Consider the following 15,998-nt stretch of genomic DNA (forward strand, 5'->3'; position numbering starts at 1 on the left):
CGCATCAGGCCACCGCTCTTACCAGACTTTTACCCAAGCGATGCTGGGCCAACAGGCGCATGACGTAGCCGATCTTGATCAAGGTCGGCCCGATAATGGTCATGGCATGCATCGTCACCAGGGCGACAATCGGCAAATGACCGTCGTAGAGATAGGCGCCGTAGCTACCCACCAAGAGCAGCGCCAGGCCAGCGCCAAGCACGCGACTCGACAGGTGCAGAACGTTCTGAGGATTGCTGAAGAAATCGAACATTTTTCCGTACTCCTGAAGCAGTTCAGTTGTACGTTTTACTTATCAAGTCCCGTGCCAGCTTTCTAATCCATATAAATCAGCTACCTGAAGTAAATGGTGTCATTTCGACCAATTACAAAAATAGTCGATATGACTCAAATAATTGTCATTTCGACTCCATTTCAGAATTACCTGCGGGCAATTGTCGATCTACGGTCCAGCCAATCGACAACAAGCTGGCTACGCTGATAATCCAGCATGAGTAACCCGTAGAGGAGCATCACCATGCAGCGCGTACAAAAACTGACTCCCTGCCTCTGGTTTGATAATCAGGCCGAAGAAGCGGCGAAGTTTTACTGTTCGATCTTCGATCATTCAAAAATCACCGCCCTCACTCACTACGGCAAGGCCGGTCAGGAGGTTCATGGCATGCCTGAAGGCTCGGTGCTGACGGTCAGTTTCGAACTCGACGGACAGCCGATGACAGGACTCAATGGCGGCCCGGTTTTCACATTCAGCGAAGCGGTTTCATTTCAGGTCAATTGCCAGAGCCAGGAGGAAGTCGACCATTTCTGGGGCGCCCTTTCCGCCCATCCAGAGAACGAGCAGTGCGGTTGGGTCAAGGACAAATTCGGCCTGTCCTGGCAGATCGTGCCGGTCGCCATGATGGACATGCTCAAAGACCCCGACACCAAGAAATCGCAACGCGCCATGCAAGCCATGATGCAGATGAAAAAGCTCGACATTGCCGAACTGCAGCGAGCCTTTAATGGCGAGAGCTAATACACTCCGTTGCTGGCCTGCCGAGGACACTGACGATGAAGCACACCGTTGCCAAAGACGCTGACAAAGCACCGCGCTTCTGGCGCGACGATGCCCTGCCCTTCATCGAAGCCCGATCCATCGCCGACGGCCGCGAGGTCTGCTACACCCGGCATGCCCACGAGCACTTTTCCATCGGTGCGATCACTGCCGGGCGCAGTACTTACCTTCATGAGCAAGCGCAGTTCCAGGTCAGCGCCGGCACCGTGGTGTTGATGAACCCTGATGATGTCCACGCCTGCAATCCGATCGACGACCAGCCGTGGTCGTACCTGATGCTGTACGTCGAGACGCCCTGGCTGACCGACTTGCAACATCAGCTAGGCTTCAGTCAGGATTTGGCGTTTCGGCGGTTTTCCATCACCCACATCCGCGATGGCAGCCTGTTCGCCGGCCTCAATGGCTTGTACGAAATACTGGTTGATCCGCTGCAGGACGTGTTGTGCAAACACAGTGCGGCGGTGGAGTTTTTTACCGATGTGCAACAGCGGCTCAACCCGATCGATCAACCGCTGCGTGAGCCCAATTTCAAGCTGGAACGGGCCGCCGACTACATCCGCGACAACTGCACACGCCAGCTCAAGCTTGAGGACATCTGCGAGGCGGCTCAACTGTCGCCGTCCTACCTGATTCGCGCCTTCAAACACCATTACGGCATGACGCCCCACGCCTTCCTGGTCAACCGGCGCATCCAGTTCGCCCGTGATCAATTGCGCAACGGCAAGTTGATTGCCGATGTAGCGCTGGAAGCGGGATTTGCCGATCAGGCGCATTTTCAGCGGGTATTCAAACAGCATCTGGCGGCCACACCGGGGCAATATCGAGGCTGATCAGGGTAACAACAGGTACGCCGCACACACCGTCAACAGCAACGCCATGATCCGGTTGAACAGACGCATGCCCGCAGGATTGCTCAAGTAACCTCGCAAAAAGGTGCCAGCGTAAGCCCAGCAACCTACGGATACGTAGCAGATCACCAGGTACACCGCCGCAAACTGCCAGACCAACCGCGCCTCGCCGTCCGCGACGAAGGCGCCCATCCCCGCCACACTCGCCAGCCAGGCTTTCGGGTTGAGCCATTGCATCACCGCGCCGTACAACATCGACGGTGCCCGGCGTGACTCTTTTGCATCGATGCGACCATCGTCCGCCGCCAGTTTCCAGGCCATGAACAGCAAAAACGCCACGCCTGCCAGTTGCACCACTCGCGTCAGCGCCGGCCACAGCCGCAACACCTCATGCAAGCCCAGGCCCATCAACACCAGCAATAAAACGAACCCCAGCGTGGCCCCGGCGACATGCCGCTGACTGGCGCGAAAACCGAATTGCGCCCCCGAACTCAACGCAACAATGTTCACCGGGCCCGGCGTTATCGACGCCACCAGGGCAAATGTCGCCATGGAAATAATCAGACTCATCGCACACCTTCTTCAATTCAGGGAAATCAGCGCTCAAGGTACTGAGCGCCCTGCCCTGCGTATTGAAGAAAACTGCCCAAACGCTGCGACACAGTCTATGTAGCAGCTGCCGAGCTGCGCGAGGCTGCGTCCGGCGACGCAGACGTCGTGAAATCAGCCCCCGCAGTGCCTCAGGAAAACTGCATTTGCAGGGTTTACGACGACTTCGTCGCCGAACGCAGGCTTCGCCAGCTGCTACACGGTTCGTGGTGTGCTTTGAATGATCAATCATCCTCATGCAACTTGATGCCTCGCGCATGCAGCAGATGAGGCACGATCAACACCAGCAGCGTCAGTGCGAGAAACGTCGCGGCGATGGGTTGCGTCAGAAATATCATCCAGTCTCCCTCGCTGATGGACAACGCGTTGCGCAACTGCTTTTCAGCCATCGGCCCCAGCAGCATGCCCACGATCACCGGCGCGACGGGGAAATCGAAACGCCGCATCAGCACCCCGCCCCAACCGATGCCCAGCATCAGCAACAGGTCGAACGAAGAATGGCGCATGCCGTACACGCCGATGGTGGCAAACACCAGAATGCCGGCATTGAGGTACGGTCGGGGTATCTGCAATAGCTTGACCCACAACCCCACCAGCGGCAGGTTCAACACCAGCAGGATGACGTTGCCAATGTACAACGAAGCGACAAGGGTCCAGACCAGATCGCCCGATGTCTGGAACAGCAACGGCCCCGGTTGCAGGTTGTAGTTCTGGAACGCCGCCAACAGGATCGCCGCCGTGGCGGACGTCGGGATACCGAGCGTCAGCAGCGGCACCAGAGAACCGGTGGCGCTAGCATTGTTGGCCGCCTCGGGGCCGGCCACCCCTTCAATGGCGCCCTCACCCTTGCTGCCCGCGAACTCCTTCGGAAACTTGCTCAATTTGCGTTCGGCGGAATAAGACAAAAACGTCGGAATTTCAGCGCCACCCGCCGGAATCGAGCCGAAAGGAAAACCGATCAGCGTGCCCCGCAACCAGGCGGGAATCGAGCGTTTCCAGTCAGAGCGCGTCATCCACAACGACGTCAGCCGATGCCGACTGGACGCTTCTTCTTTTTGATAAAGCAGGCTGTACAACGCCTCGCCCACGGCAAACAAGCCGACCGCCACCAGCACCACTTCGATGCCATCCACCAACTCCGGCACACCCAAGGTGTAACGGGCAATGCCCGAGGTCGAGTCCAGGCCGATCAAGCCGATGGTCAGGCCGATCCCGAGCGAGGCGAAACCCCGCAGCATCGAGGCGCCGAGCACTGCCGACACGGTCGTGAAGGACAGCACCAGAATCGCAAAATACTCCGCAGGGCCAAAATTGAGCGCCAGCGTGGCAACGATCGGGGCAAACAGTGTGAGCAGAACCGTCGCGATGGTGCCGGCGACGAACGAACCGATTGCCGCCGTCGCCAGGGCCGGCCCTGCCCGTCCGTTACGGGCCATGAGGTTGCCTTCCAGGGCCGTGACCATGGACGATGATTCGCCGGGCGTATTGAGCAGGATGGAGGTGGTCGAGCCGCCAAATTGCGCGCCGTAGTAGATGCCGGCGAACATGATCAGCGCGCCGGTGGGATCGACCTTGGCGGTGATCGGCAACAGCAGCGCAACCGTCAGCGCTGGTCCGATCCCCGGCAAGACACCAATGGCCGTGCCGAGCAAGCAGCCGATAAATCCCCACATCAAATTGATCGGTGTCAGCGCGGCGGCAAAACCGACGGCCAGGCTTGAGAGAATATCCACCGAGTTTATCTCCTTGGGCCGGGGTCAGAGCCAGGCGTTGATGAGGGGCGGAAGGGAAACCCCGAGCCCGGCGTTGAACAGCCAGTAAATCGGCAGCGTCAGGGCAATGCCGATGGCCAGGTCCCGTACCGGACGACGACTGCCAAACCCCCGGGCCGAACAGGCAAACAGCAACCCCGCCGACAGGACGAAGCCGATGAGGTTAATCAGCACAGACACGGCCACGAGACCCGCGGTGACCCAGGCGGCCCCGAGCTTGCCGCCGGGCAGCGGTTTGGCAGACTCATCATCGTGGTCCGCCAACTCGCGGAAACCACCGGTGACGGCCTGATAGCACAGCAACAGGCCGACAACGCCCAGGAACACCGCTAGCGCGTAGGGATAGACATGAGCGCCGAGGATGACGAACCCCATCTCCTCGGGAAAGCGGTAGGCACCGAACGCCAACACAGCACTGATGGCGACCACACCGAGGCCGATCGCCAGTTGTACCGGCACTACTGCGCGAGACGGGTTCATTTAATCAGCCCGACCTCGACCAGCATTCCATGCAGCCGCACGTGCTCTGCATCGACGAATGTGCCGAACTCCTCACCGGTCAAGACGTTGGGTGCCCATTTATTGGTCTCGACATTGGCTTTCCAGCCGTTGCTTGCGGCAGCGGCCAAGACGGCGTCCGTCACTTCCTTGCGCTGCTCGGGTGTAAGGCCCGCCGCACCGTAAACACCCCGCCAATTGCCGATGATCACGTCGTAGCCACTCTCTTTCAGCGTCGGCGCATCGATACCGGCAATACGCTCGGGCGCACCGATGGCGAGCACACGGAACTGGCCATTCCTGATGTATTGGCCCAGTTCGGCATAACCACCCGTGATCACTTTGATCTGGCCACCCAGTACCTGAGCCACTACTTCGCCCCCACCCGCGAACGCCACGTAGTTCACCTTGTTGACGGGGATATCCATTTTGCTGGCCAGATCGGCGATACCAATGTGATCAATCGAGCCCTTGGAGCCCCCGCCCCAAGTGATGCTGGAGGGTTTGTCCTTGAAGGCTTTGAGCAAGTCGTCGAGGGTTTTGAACTCGGACTCCTTGCGCACGGCAATCACGTTGTATTCAGTAAACAGCCGGGCAATCGGCGTCACGTCCTTCAAGGTAATTTGCGGTTTGTTCTGTTCGATACCCGCGACCATGATCGCGCCGACCACCAGCAGCGCATTCGGATCGCCCTTTGTGCTGTTGGCGAATTGCGCCAGCCCCAACGTGCCGCCTGCCCCGCCCTTGTTCTCGAAGGTGACGGATTTTGCCGCTTTGGCCTCGACCAGGGCTTTGCCCAGATCCCGTGCAGTCTGGTCATAGCCGCCACCGACCGAGCCGGGGGCCATGAACTTGACCGTGTCCAGCGCAAAGGCCGGCGTAGTGAGCGCGGCAGCGGTAATGGCAACTGCAATGGGGTGGCTGAATCGACGGAACAAGGCGAGCATATGGAGTCTCCCGATATTATTTTTGTGGGTGCCGATTGAATCTCGCTCAGGAGCAAACCCTGCTCACTGAACATGCGTCTGTGAACAAGCGTAGGTCATGGTTGTGTTTGGTGACGCCCTTCGCTCAGGTGAATGCTTTACCAGATCCTTCGGCGGGCAACTCGGGCGGATGTGAAGCTGCGGGAAGAACCGTCTGTGGGCGAGTTTGCAGATGGATCTTGCGGGTGAGGTCCACAAACGGCGTGACGATCAGGCTGTAGATCGTCAGGTAACGCTGGTGGTCCTGCTCACCGGTGCCGAAGCGGATGGCTTCCGGCTTCGAGGTGGTGACGTAGAGCGTTCCGAACATCCAGTCCCAGAGTGACAGGTTGACTCCGAAGTTCTTGTTGAAGTGTCGGGCCGCGTCACTGTGGTGAATCTGGTGCTGGGCCGGACTGTTCAACACATGCTCGAACACGGGCCCGAACGACAGCCAGACATGGGTGTGACGCAGGTTTGCGGCAAAACCGTTGAAGATCAGTACCAGCCAGGTCACGCCAAACAACGTGTAACGGCTGATCTCGCCACCGCAGGCGTACCAGAAGACGCCGGCAAAGGCAGCGATGCAGACGGTATTCGTCAGCTTTTCAACAATTTTTTCCACGAAGTGAGCCCGGCTTGCAGTGGCGGGGACCAGAACGGGTGCCGAATGATGGACCTTGTGGAATTCCCACAGCCATCGGGAATGAAAGGCCCGGTGGACCCAATAGTTGGCAAAATCCTTGACCAGAAACACCCCCAATCCAAACAGCAGCGAAAGTAAGAGGTGGTCCCCCACTTGTGCCCGTGCGCCCCAAAGGTTGGTCATGAAAAGGACGTAGTCCCCGGAGCGCAAAATGTACGGATCGACGAGACCGACGATGGGCACTACCAGCGCGACTTTCAGGATGGCGCGAACGAAGTAATAGCGGTAATCCAGCAACGCCGAGCGATGCAAATGTACCCGGGTGCCGCCGATGAATTGCCCGAAAGAACGCGCGTCGGTCAACCCGCGGGATTTCCTGAAACGGAACAGGCCGTAGGCAACGCTGTAGGAGGACAACAGAAACACCAGGCCAAGACGGCCGTTCAAATCGAAGATGCCAAGAAACTGGTCGGTGACCGGTGTAATCACCCAAAGAGACAAGTAGTCATAGAAAAGCGCAAGAACATCCACGAGCGGCCAGCCTCCGTCAACGAGCAGAAAGTGTAAATCAGATCGCCAGAGCGGTGAATGCCCCGACCCCTTCGCGAGCAAGTCGGATCACAGCACCGCCACTCCCACAGGGGAACGCATTTCACATGTGGGAGCGGGCTTGCTCGCGAAGAACGATGACGCGGTGTACTTGCCAGTCATCCTTCTTTGGCCAGGTATGGCTTCGCTACGTATAAGCCCCCACCACCCGCTTCACCTTTTCCAGCGCCACGGCGAGTGCGTCCATGTCCACCGACCCCAGGGCCAAGCGGATCGCGTGCGGCACATGGACCGAGGTCGCAAACGGTTCGGCGGTGGATACCGCCACCTGCTCGCGCATCAACGCCATGGCGATCTGGTCGGCCCTCGCGTCTTCCGACAAGGGCAGCCAGATGAAGTAGGAAGATGGGTGGCGCACGAAATGCAGGCCGGCCAGGTGCTTGTCGGCCAGGGCCTGCCTGGCCTGTGCGTCCGCGCGCTTTTGTGCTTCCAGCAGGCTGACAGTTCCATCATCGATCCAGGCGCAGGCAATTGCCGTCATCACCCCGGGCGTATTCCAGGTAGTCGCCCTGATCGTGCGCTCCAGTGCGGCCACTGTTTGCAAGGGTGCTGCGACGAATCCGACACGTAACCCGGTGGCGACGCTTTTGGAAAATCCTGAAACGTACACCGTTCTTTCGGGTGCCATTTGCGCTATCGGCGGCAGTAAATCTTCCGCCAGAAAAGCGTACGCAGCGTCCTCGATGATGTGCAGGTCGTGCTTGCGCGCAATCGCCACGAGACGCTCGCGTTGATCCCCTGCCATCACCCACCCCAGCGGATTGTGCAGGGTCGGCATGGTGTAAAGGGCACGCACCGACCGGCTCCGGCAGAGCTTTTCGAGTGCATCAAGATCAGGCCCGGTGTCAGTGCCAGGAATGGGCACGACTTCAAGATGCAGCGTTTCAGCCAGCACCTTGAACCCCGGGTAGGTCAAGGCATCTGCCGCGATCACGTCACCGGGTTGCAACAGCGCCATCAGGGCCACCGTCAATCCGTGCTGAGCGCCACTGACGAGCAACACCTGCTCGGCCTGGACCGTCAGCCCGCGCCTCTCCAGATGACGCGCGACTGATGCCCGCTCATGCGGACGCCCCGCATGTGGCTGGTAGCGCAGATGGGATTCCAGGTCACCGGACAACGCGAGCTGACGCAAGGCCGTACGCAGCAGATCGGCCTGCCCCGGCACGGAGGGATAGTTGAAGTTGAGGTCGATCATCCCCGCCACAACGCTGGGCTGGTGAATGCCCAGGCTGGGCGGCAACGAAGTCTCGCGCACGAAAGTGCCGCGCCCCGTTTCGCCACTGACCAGGCCCATGGCCTCCAGCTCCCCATAGACCCTGCTTGCAGTAACCAGGGCCAATCCGTGGGTAGCGGCAAGCAATCGGTGGGTCGGCAAGCGCGTACCTGGCGCCAAACGCCCGGAACGGATATCGGCTGCAAAGGCGTCCACCAGCGACTTGTACCGGGAGCGAGGCATAGGGAAATGTATCCATGACAATTTTTTGATTGTATCGATAGTCGGTCATACGATGCGCTGAATGCAACCCGACACATGAGTGGACGCTAAATGGAACGGATATCGAAGCTGCACAACCAGACGTTGGAAAAGAACACCAGCGGGCTGATCAATGGGCTGATCGGCGTAGTGATTTTCAGTGGTTCGCTGCCCGCGACACGGGTGGCCGTCCTGGAATTCGACCCGGTCTTTCTGACCGTGGCCCGCGCCACCATCGCCGGCGTTCTGGCGCTGTGCATTCTGTGGCTGTTCAAGGAAAAGCGTCCTGCGAGAAATCAGATCCTGCCCCTGGTCATCGTCGCGTTGGGCGTTGTGATCGGGTTTCCGCTACTGACCGCGCTGGCACTTCAGTACGTGACGTCTGCGCATTCCATTGTCTTCGTCGGCATGTTGCCGCTCGCGACCGCCGCGTTCGGTGTGCTGCGCGGTGGCGAGCGTCCGCGGCCGGCGTTCTGGTTCTTCTCGGTCCTGGGCAGCCTGCTGGTCGTCGGCTTCGCCGTTTCCCAGGGGCTGACCGCCTCGCCGACAGGCGACATCCTGATGCTGCTGGCCATCCTCGCCTGCGGTCTCGGTTATGCCGAAGGGGCGAAGCTGTCCAAAACCCTGGGTGGCTGGCAGGTGATTTCCTGGGCACTGGTATTGTCGCTGCCGATTGTCGCCCCGCTGACCTGGTGGCTGGCGCCCTCTTCGTTCTCGGGGATCAGTGCGCCGGCCTGGTTGAGCCTGGCGTACGTGTCGCTCTTCAGCATGCTGATCGGCTTTGTATTCTGGTATCGCGGGTTGGCTCAGGGGGGGATTGCAGCCGTCGGGCAGCTTCAGTTGCTTCAGCCATTTTTTGGATTGGCGCTGGCGGCGACGTTGCTTCATGAGCAGGTCAGCATTGGCATGCTTGGGGTTACTGTTGCGGTGATTCTGTGTGTGGTGGGTGCGAGGAGGTTTGCGAGATAACGTGTCGGTCCTCGGCGAGGCCAGTCGGTCTAGAGGCCAACAAAAACCCCCAGTGATCGGTAGACCACTGGGGGTTTTCTTTGCGCTTGTAACGCTGCGAGTCACTACCCGCTAACCACGCCAGACCGCACCTATTTGGGTAAATCAATTTTATCCAACACTCGGTTCGCGGTGATCTCCGCCACCATGATGCTGTTGGAAATGCCTAGCAGCGCATAACGCGATTCACCCTCCAGATGATCCACCAACTGGTGCACCATCACATCTACCGAGGCCAGTGTCTCAACCAGATAAACCGCCAGGGTTTCGGCCGTAGCCTCGGGGTCCACGGAAAACAGGGTGCTGCGTGTGCGCGGTGTGGACTTGATGTCGGCATTCGACGGGAAGTGGAAGTCGAGCGCCCGCTCGGCGGCTTCGTTGATTTTTTTGGAATCGGCGGTTTCGTAGGGGGAAACGTCGTCGGTTTCCGGGGGATTGGGTGTGGCTTTGAACATGGTGATGCTCCTTGATTAGTGGAGCCGCCACCGTTCGCGGTCAAACGAATAGAGGTGGCAGCTGTACGCGGGTTGACCGACCGGAAATCAAGGAATCCGGCACACCCGAAGATGTCCCACGCACAGCCACCGCAAAAAAGCCGGAAGCTTTTCTTGGGCACTGGTGCGCCTTGATTGAGTCAGACGGTCAAATCCGGACGCTGAATTGGCAGCGACCCGGAAACGATAGAGCCCAGGCCCAAGGCGTACAAGCCGGCGGATTCTGGCGCAGCCGTAGGCAACGGCGCAAGGATTTGTAGCTTTCAGGAAGTAAACTTGATGGCGATTAAACACGCCCCTCAAATCATGTTGTATGGGCGGGCGCGCACTCACGACGAACAACAGCTCTGCGTTCATGCGGCTCCCCTAGGATGACAAAAATCAGCCCATAGCTTAATCGCCAGCCGGAAATGGCCCACAAGGCTCAATTCGGCGACTGTCAGTGCGACTATCAATCTCTCCCTCTGGCCCAATGTAAATATCAGTATTAGGCCATACTGGTTTGACGCGAACGCAATGCGATTTTCCTCCGTTGCTCCAATCAAACTCCATGAAAAACTTCCTATCGGGAAAGATGTGACTTGGCCCACCAGTCACCTCACCGGGATAAATTTCACCCTTAGAGATCTCGTGCTGAACATTCAGGATGTAACCCAGACGGCCTTCGCCTTTCTCGGAAAAATAGAAGTTCACCTGAGGCGTTGCGAAATACCAAAAGATGATAGGCACCAGTAAAAGCAAGGCAATCCAACGCCAGATATGCTGGGGCCGAGGTTCACTTACAGACGTGGTCACGGATACCCTCCCCCCAGCTTGAGCGCGGCAGTGCTAACACTTCGTTCATCAACATCTTCGCTGTTATCCCGCCGTGTGGGTGCTGCTTGTAAAGTTTGACGCCAATACTGATCGACACCCTGTCGCCAATATCATCCCACGCCCGCATCCCTTCGATGTCTGCTGACCGGTGTGGCCCCTGTCTTTTGCCCCACTTTTGAATTTTTCGTAAAGAATCCGAGGCGATCTGTTCGAGACCGGCGCCGTCCAGGAGAACGCCTTCAGAAAGTCCCCCAGCCATGCCGACATATCCGTAGTGCACGTTCGACCAGATGTCGTAGAAATAATCGACCTTGCCCTGTTTCTGCCACGCCCCGCCGAACTGTTCCCCTATCGTCACTTTGTGATCCCACGGTCTGTTCTGCCCCACTCGTTCTGCCCATAGGGCCATCGCAGCGCCCTTGTTTCCCAGTTCCATGGCTTCGAAGTTGGGCGGAGATAGACGGGCATACCAAGGCTCTTGCTGAAGTTTTTTATATTCATTCGCGGCGTTAAAGCTGTTGAGCTTCTTCATTTTCATCACTGACGGGTGAGTGATGTTGCGGTTCATTTCGCCAGCGATGTAGCTCGATACCTCATCCATTAAATCAGGGTCTTTGCAAACGGCAGGCTTTGCTACCTTCTCTGCTTGCTTAGGTTCGGAAGCGGGGGCTGCTTTAGCCGCTGGTTTTACCAAGGCATTCGCAGCAGTTGCTTTCTCTGTCAACTTCGGATCAGCCAACAGGGTCGCCATGCGCTCATCATCCACGGAACCATCTGGCCGGAATGCTCCGAGCGTCATAAAGTTGATGATTGTTGCACCACCAGCGTCCCCCATCACAAAGCCACCGCCGACATCGCCTGACCCGCTGATGATGGTCCCACCATGGCTAGTCGGGCTACCCAAATGAGCCATTGGGCGTCCGTTCACTTGAATGGAGGGAAATCCTGTAGTGATGACGGCGCCACAACCACAGGTATCCCCCACACGGGCCGAGCCCATGAAGTTAATGTTCGTGTCAGCGCTGGCAGTGGCAATGGGCGTAGTGCCGTGTCCCGGCAATGGGCAGACGTGCTTATCGCCCAGTCGTGCAGAAGAAATCATTCGTCATCCTTGATACATCTTAAAATCCCGGCTTAAGGCGGGGCAGAATCACATTGCCGGGAGGTGCTGACGCCGACTGCAGGGAAAGACCCAACAGTCACATCTCACTTACCCAGCTCCATGTCATTGCCGAGGGATGATAACCGCTCTAGCACGGTGCGTTGAATGTAAAACTCGATGGATTTAATTCTCTCCGCTAAATGCACAAACGTACGTGAACAAATCAAAGTTACAGATTGTTTTTTTGACGTATCAAGGCACGTGTACGGCGACTTGCGTTCATGGCTGTATGGGTCAAACCCTCTCCCATCCATGATAAAAATACCGTTCTCGCTTCCGGAGACCTGTCATGGACCTCGCCACGCTCACGCTGTTTCTCCCCGCCTGCTTCGCGCTGAACATGGCGCCGGGCCCGAATAATCTGCTGTCGGTCAGCAACTCGACGCGCTACGGCTACCGCATCTCCTGCGTGGCAGGGATCGGTCGGTTGTTGGCGTTTGCCGGGATGATTGCCTTGGCGTCGGCCGGGTTGGCGGCGGTGCTGCAAACGTCCGAATTGCTGTTCTACGGCATCAAAATTGTCGGCGCGGCGTATCTGTTTTACCTCGCGTGGCAATTGTGGCGGGCGGATCCGGGGACGGAAAAAGCGGTGACGGGCGCGTCGGTCGGCGTGTTGGCGTTGGCGCGGCAGGAGTTTCTGGTAGCGGCCGGTAACCCCAAGGCGATCCTGATCTTCACCGCTTTCCTGCCCCAATTCGTCGACCCGACCCGCGCGGTGACACCGCAATTTGCGCTGCTCGGCGCGTTGTTCTTGATGCTGGAATGGATCGCCATCAGCGCCTACGCCTACATGGGCCTGCACATGCGCCGCTGGTTTGCCGAGCCTCGGGGCAAGCGGATATTCAACCGTTGCTGCGCAGGGTTGTTGTCGGCGGCGGCCTCGGTGCTGTTGATGGCGCGCCGTGCCTGAGTTCCAGGGTTGAGCGGATGATGCGCAGGTTCAAACTGCGGTGCGGAAATGGCGCAGTCACATCACTGCTTACATGAGCATTTGACCGGCGATGAAGCCGGCCGGTCTTGCTGCCAACAAAAGCCCCCTGTGATCGGCAAACCACCGGGGGTTTTCATCGCGTTTGAAACGCAGCGAGTCGCTGCTATGTCACTTCTGGCCCTGATTAACAGCCAAACATCAGTCAGCCATTCACCACAGCAAGCGGCACCTACTTGGACAGATCAATCTTATCCAGCACCCGATTCGCTGTGATCTCCGCCGTCATGATGCTGTTGGAAATACCTAGCAGCGCGTAACGCGATTCACCCTCCAGATGATCCACCAACTGATGGACCATCACATCGACCGAGGCGAGCGTCTCGACCAGATAAACCGCCAGGGTTTCGGCCGTGGCCTCAGGGTCTACGGAAAACAGGGTGCTGCGGGTTCGCGGGGTGGCTTTGATGTCGGCATTCGACGGGAAATGGAAGTCGAGTGCCCGCTCGGCGGCTTCGTTGAGTTTTTTGGAATCGGTTTCGTACGGGGAGACCGGATCGGTGTCCGGCGGATTTGGTGTGACTTTGAACATGGTGAAACCTCGTTTACGGGTGAAGCTGCCACATTCGTTTCCAAGCGAAGGGGTGGCAGCTGTACGCAGGTTGGAAAACCAGGGTAAACGAGCCCGGCAGACCTATAAGGTCTCCCACGCACAGCCGCCATAACGGAATGCACATAGTGCGAAAAAATACGTTATGAAGAGGTGCCTTCGTGTCGTTTACCCGTCGAGTTTCCAAGCCCGACCGCTGAGTGTTCAGCGGCACGGAAACGATAGAACCAAGGGCTACGACACACAAGCCGGCGGATTCTGGCGCAGCCGTAGGCAACGGCGCAAGGATTTGTAGCTTTCAGGAAGTAAACCCGGCGGAGCTTAAACAAGCGCCCTCAAAGCCTGTTGAATGAACGGGCGCGCACTCACTTTGAGTAAGCCAAAATATTCCGGAGTAGAAGCGGCTAACTAGGGTTTTGACTCACCCTGGGCCCGAAGCAGCCGACGGACGTAGCGATAGCTAATGAGTAGCTATGCTTGGTCTACTGCCGAAACTCATTGAGCAGATTGGGCTTTCCGTCCATTTTCAGCGGTTACCCGACTGTCACAATGCCCGGCCTAGTCAGGGCTAGACGACAGAACAAGGAATGTATCCACCAAGCCCGTGAGGGTGTTATCACCCCACTTGAGGTCAATTTAGAGTCAGGCCCAAAGAGGAATCCGTCATGACCGTAGTCGATCGCCTCAGGTATTTGCGCGTCGTTCTAGTGTTGACTGGCCTCGCGTGCCTTGCCCTCTACCCACTTATGTTGTTCTGGCCGTCCGGCTGGGCCTGGCACGTCGGTCACTCGGACTACCCGATGATGATCGTTGGCATCTACGCCACACTTGGCGTGTTCTTGATCCTGGCCGCACGTGATCCATTAGCCAATCTGAGCCTGATCTGGTTCACCGTGTGGTCTAGCGCCGTACACGGAGGAGTCATGGCCGTCCAGGCAGTCACCCAGCCGGAGCAAATGGGGCACTTGGCAGGTGACGTGCCGGCGCTCTTCATCGTGGCGGTTGCCTTGGCCATCTTGACGCCCCGCTCGCAATTGGCCGCTCGTCCCCGGACACACAATGGGGCCTAAGAGGCGTCAGCGATTAATCTGCTCGGATCGCAGAAAGCTGGCTTGAATATGCGGTTGGCGATCATCGCTGTGCGGTTGGCAGAGAAATTCGCGTATTACGTCGGCGGTTCGCCCGGCGTTGGTCACCACGAAAAAATGCCCCTCGCCCCCCAGTATGTGCATTTCGGAACGGCGAATGGTGCGGCGCAGGATGTGCGCGTTGTACAGCCGCACCAGGGTGTCGCGTTCGCCGGTGAGGATCAGCGTGCGTTGGCGCAGACGGAACAGCCGCAGCAGGCTGGTCCAGCCGACCAAGGCGGTAAGCTGGTGGTAATAGGTTCGCGGGTTGGCCGTGAGCATGCCGTTCACCACACCGAAGCGCAGCAGCGTCTGTATCGAATTGCGCGAGCCTTCTTGCTTGGGCAGTCTGGCGCTTTTGCTCCTGCCAAAAAAATCCAGGATGTCGGCGGGCTTCACCAGCATCACCGGACCGGCCGAGGTCGCCGCGAGGATCAGCCGGCGCACCATGCTCGGGTAACGCAGGGCGAATTCTTGCGCCAATGCACCGCCCCAACTCACGCCGAACACGTCGACCTGGTCGATTCCCAATTGCTTGAGCATTTCGGCGATCAGGTCGGCATGACGCGGCAGCCGCATCGGCCAGCGGGGCATTTGCGATTTGCCGACCCCGGGCACGTCCAACGTAATGGTCTTGTAGTCCGCCAGTTCATCGCGCAGGGGATCGAAGGTTCGGATCAAACCGCCCAGGCCGTTGAGCAAAAGCAGCGGTGAACCTTGGCCGCGAATTGAAACGTTCAACTGCAGGTCTTTAATGGTTAATTTGCGCGTTGTCATAGTCTCCCCCTTGGTCAACCCGCCGTTAAGAGATGCAATCGGACAATGAAGCAAGAAATTCCTGTTTTTCATTGCCCATCCTTCCTTCGAGTTGCTCTATCGGGCAGTGCCTTGGTCGTTATCTTGCGATCTCTGTCCAGACCAACGCGGCGGACTCACGCCATTTCACATCACTCAAGCCGTATTTTTCAGCTTGCGGCTTTGAGATGACTTTGAGCGGGGGCCTGCCCGGTTTCGGTATCGGAGCCACCCCAGCATCACAGCTAGCCCAATGCCATGCATCCGCATCACTTCGGATCCTTGTTCTGATAATGAAGGACTTGGGCTCCCCGTGAAGCTTGTATTCGATAATGAAAAGATCCGTATTCATGTGGCGCCCTCCTTTTAGCTCTCAAGCAAGGGAGGCCAGCATTTGAAAAAAATTCAAAGCGTTTCAGGGCTGATGGACGGTCGCGCTCCAGACTTGTCGATTGACGAGATTGCTCACCTGCTGGAAGGCGAGATCATCCGGCTAAAAGCCACCAGCGTAGGTCAAGTTCCGACCCAGTGCGCATTCCAATGAGTTACGTTAGTACTCTACATACGATGACGGCCTGCA

General features: G+C 58.1%; 19 protein-coding genes. 6 read left to right on the forward strand and 13 right to left on the reverse strand.

The genetic code is table 11. From position 1 onward, the window contains the following. Window positions 1-4: 4 nt before the first annotated feature. Entirely contained in the window at window positions 5-253 is a 249-nt protein-coding gene (locus ACYZT8_RS15920) for a transmembrane sensor/regulator PpyR (RefSeq protein ID WP_461974048.1), read from the reverse strand. Window positions 254-517: 264 nt separating this feature from the next. Here ACYZT8_RS15920 and ACYZT8_RS15925 point away from each other — a divergent pair, with 264 nt between their 5' ends. Continuing rightward, window positions 518-1,015, forward strand: coding sequence for a VOC family protein (locus ACYZT8_RS15925; protein ID WP_461974050.1), 498 nt, complete (start codon window positions 518-520; stop codon window positions 1,013-1,015). Between the two features lie 35 nt (window positions 1,016-1,050). Continuing rightward, on the forward strand, window positions 1,051-1,884 hold the full coding sequence (locus tag ACYZT8_RS15930; protein WP_461974052.1) for an AraC family transcriptional regulator: 834 nt from the start codon (window positions 1,051-1,053) through the stop codon (window positions 1,882-1,884). On the opposite strand, the gene ACYZT8_RS15935 is transcribed toward ACYZT8_RS15930, so the two are convergent. From ACYZT8_RS15935 to ACYZT8_RS15960, 6 genes are all read right to left on the reverse strand, one after another. Then, on the reverse strand, window positions 1,885-2,472 hold the full coding sequence (locus ACYZT8_RS15935) for a LysE family translocator (protein WP_461974054.1): 588 nt from the start codon (window positions 2,470-2,472) through the stop codon (window positions 1,885-1,887). Window positions 2,473-2,735: 263 nt separating this feature from the next. Further along, the gene (locus ACYZT8_RS15940) at window positions 2,736-4,244 is read right to left on the reverse strand and encodes a tripartite tricarboxylate transporter permease (protein ID WP_461974056.1); all 1,509 of its coding nucleotides are present in this window, start codon (window positions 4,242-4,244) and stop codon (window positions 2,736-2,738) included. 24 nt (window positions 4,245-4,268) lie between these two features. Continuing rightward, on the reverse strand, window positions 4,269-4,763 hold the full coding sequence (locus tag ACYZT8_RS15945; protein ID WP_461974058.1) for a tripartite tricarboxylate transporter TctB family protein: 495 nt from the start codon (window positions 4,761-4,763) through the stop codon (window positions 4,269-4,271). Further along, window positions 4,760-5,728 carry a Bug family tripartite tricarboxylate transporter substrate binding protein gene (locus ACYZT8_RS15950; protein ID WP_461974060.1) on the reverse strand — a complete coding sequence of 323 codons (969 nt, stop codon included), beginning with the start codon at window positions 5,726-5,728 and terminating at the stop codon, window positions 4,760-4,762. The genes ACYZT8_RS15945 and ACYZT8_RS15950 overlap by 4 nt, the downstream gene beginning before the upstream one ends. A gap of 124 nt (window positions 5,729-5,852) precedes the next feature. After that, window positions 5,853-6,923, reverse strand: coding sequence for a sterol desaturase family protein (locus ACYZT8_RS15955; protein WP_461974061.1), 1,071 nt, complete (start codon window positions 6,921-6,923; stop codon window positions 5,853-5,855). 205 nt (window positions 6,924-7,128) lie between these two features. After that, window positions 7,129-8,460 carry an aminotransferase-like domain-containing protein gene (locus ACYZT8_RS15960; RefSeq protein WP_461974063.1) on the reverse strand — a complete coding sequence of 444 codons (1,332 nt, stop codon included), beginning with the start codon at window positions 8,458-8,460 and terminating at the stop codon, window positions 7,129-7,131. Window positions 8,461-8,550: 90 nt separating this feature from the next. On the opposite strand from ACYZT8_RS15960, the gene ACYZT8_RS15965 reads away from it, so the two are divergent. Further along, entirely contained in the window at window positions 8,551-9,447 is an 897-nt protein-coding gene (locus ACYZT8_RS15965; protein ID WP_461974065.1) for a DMT family transporter, read from the forward strand. Window positions 9,448-9,578: 131 nt separating this feature from the next. On the opposite strand, the gene ACYZT8_RS15970 is transcribed toward ACYZT8_RS15965, so the two are convergent. The 3 genes from ACYZT8_RS15970 to ACYZT8_RS15980 form a co-directional block, all read right to left on the reverse strand. After that, window positions 9,579-9,941 carry a DUF6124 family protein gene (locus ACYZT8_RS15970; protein WP_461974067.1) on the reverse strand — a complete coding sequence of 121 codons (363 nt, stop codon included), beginning with the start codon at window positions 9,939-9,941 and terminating at the stop codon, window positions 9,579-9,581. A gap of 432 nt (window positions 9,942-10,373) precedes the next feature. Continuing rightward, window positions 10,374-10,775 (reverse strand): hypothetical protein, encoded by a 402-nt coding sequence (locus tag ACYZT8_RS15975; RefSeq protein WP_461974069.1) that lies wholly within the window; start codon window positions 10,773-10,775, stop codon window positions 10,374-10,376. Then, window positions 10,756-11,898, reverse strand: a complete 1,143-nt coding sequence (locus ACYZT8_RS15980; protein ID WP_461974071.1) for a polymorphic toxin type 44 domain-containing protein — start codon at window positions 11,896-11,898, stop codon at window positions 10,756-10,758. Before ACYZT8_RS15980 ends, ACYZT8_RS15975 begins: the two co-directional genes overlap by 20 nt. 349 nt (window positions 11,899-12,247) lie before the next feature. Between ACYZT8_RS15980 and ACYZT8_RS15985 the strand changes: the two genes are divergently transcribed. Further along, window positions 12,248-12,868, forward strand: coding sequence for a LysE family translocator (locus ACYZT8_RS15985; protein ID WP_461974073.1), 621 nt, complete (start codon window positions 12,248-12,250; stop codon window positions 12,866-12,868). Window positions 12,869-13,118: 250 nt separating this feature from the next. Here the strand turns inward: ACYZT8_RS15985 and ACYZT8_RS15990 are convergent, their stop codons facing one another. Then, on the reverse strand, window positions 13,119-13,478 hold the full coding sequence (locus ACYZT8_RS15990) for a DUF6124 family protein (RefSeq protein WP_461974075.1): 360 nt from the start codon (window positions 13,476-13,478) through the stop codon (window positions 13,119-13,121). A 683-nt stretch (window positions 13,479-14,161) separates the two neighbouring features. On the opposite strand from ACYZT8_RS15990, the gene ACYZT8_RS15995 reads away from it, so the two are divergent. Continuing rightward, entirely contained in the window at window positions 14,162-14,566 is a 405-nt protein-coding gene (locus ACYZT8_RS15995; RefSeq protein ID WP_461974077.1) for a DUF6632 domain-containing protein, read from the forward strand. Between the two features lie 6 nt (window positions 14,567-14,572). Here ACYZT8_RS15995 and ACYZT8_RS16000 read toward each other — a convergent pair whose 3' ends face one another. Beyond that, window positions 14,573-15,400 carry an alpha/beta fold hydrolase gene (locus ACYZT8_RS16000; protein ID WP_461974079.1) on the reverse strand — a complete coding sequence of 276 codons (828 nt, stop codon included), beginning with the start codon at window positions 15,398-15,400 and terminating at the stop codon, window positions 14,573-14,575. Window positions 15,401-15,518: 118 nt separating this feature from the next. Continuing rightward, window positions 15,519-15,770, reverse strand: coding sequence for a DUF6555 family protein (locus tag ACYZT8_RS16005; RefSeq protein ID WP_461974081.1), 252 nt, complete (start codon window positions 15,768-15,770; stop codon window positions 15,519-15,521). Between the two features lie 42 nt (window positions 15,771-15,812). On the opposite strand from ACYZT8_RS16005, the gene ACYZT8_RS16010 reads away from it, so the two are divergent. Next, window positions 15,813-15,962: a hypothetical protein gene (locus ACYZT8_RS16010; RefSeq protein WP_461974082.1), complete on the forward strand. Its 150-nt coding sequence runs from the start codon at window positions 15,813-15,815 to the stop codon at window positions 15,960-15,962. The last annotated feature ends 36 nt before the right edge of the window (window positions 15,963-15,998 follow it).

Source organism: Pseudomonas sp. LB3P93 (assembly GCF_054898025.1).

Bases quoted from the DNA above. Each gene is read 5' to 3' on its own strand.
- ACYZT8_RS15920 (WP_461974048.1), bottom strand. From the start codon at position 253: ATGTTCGATTTCTTCAGCAATCCTCAGAACGTTCTGCACCTGTCGAGT.
- ACYZT8_RS15925 (WP_461974050.1), top strand. From the start codon at position 518: ATGCAGCGCGTACAAAAACTGACTCCCTGCCTCTGGTTTGATAATCAG.
- ACYZT8_RS15930 (WP_461974052.1), top strand. From the start codon at position 1,051: ATGAAGCACACCGTTGCCAAAGACGCTGACAAAGCACCGCGCTTCTGG.
- ACYZT8_RS15935 (WP_461974054.1), bottom strand. From the start codon at position 2,472: ATGAGTCTGATTATTTCCATGGCGACATTTGCCCTGGTGGCGTCGATA.
- ACYZT8_RS15945 (WP_461974058.1), bottom strand. From the start codon at position 4,763: ATGAACCCGTCTCGCGCAGTAGTGCCGGTACAACTGGCGATCGGCCTC.
- ACYZT8_RS15950 (WP_461974060.1), bottom strand. From the start codon at position 5,728: ATGCTCGCCTTGTTCCGTCGATTCAGCCACCCCATTGCAGTTGCCATT.
- ACYZT8_RS15960 (WP_461974063.1), bottom strand. From the start codon at position 8,460: ATGCCTCGCTCCCGGTACAAGTCGCTGGTGGACGCCTTTGCAGCCGAT.
- ACYZT8_RS15965 (WP_461974065.1), top strand. From the start codon at position 8,551: ATGGAACGGATATCGAAGCTGCACAACCAGACGTTGGAAAAGAACACC.
- ACYZT8_RS15970 (WP_461974067.1), bottom strand. From the start codon at position 9,941: ATGTTCAAAGCCACACCCAATCCCCCGGAAACCGACGACGTTTCCCCC.
- ACYZT8_RS15980 (WP_461974071.1), bottom strand. From the start codon at position 11,898: ATGATTTCTTCTGCACGACTGGGCGATAAGCACGTCTGCCCATTGCCG.
- ACYZT8_RS15985 (WP_461974073.1), top strand. From the start codon at position 12,248: ATGGACCTCGCCACGCTCACGCTGTTTCTCCCCGCCTGCTTCGCGCTG.
- ACYZT8_RS15990 (WP_461974075.1), bottom strand. From the start codon at position 13,478: ATGTTCAAAGTCACACCAAATCCGCCGGACACCGATCCGGTCTCCCCG.
- ACYZT8_RS15995 (WP_461974077.1), top strand. From the start codon at position 14,162: ATGACCGTAGTCGATCGCCTCAGGTATTTGCGCGTCGTTCTAGTGTTG.
- ACYZT8_RS16000 (WP_461974079.1), bottom strand. From the start codon at position 15,400: ATGACAACGCGCAAATTAACCATTAAAGACCTGCAGTTGAACGTTTCA.
- ACYZT8_RS16005 (WP_461974081.1), bottom strand. From the start codon at position 15,770: ATGAATACGGATCTTTTCATTATCGAATACAAGCTTCACGGGGAGCCC.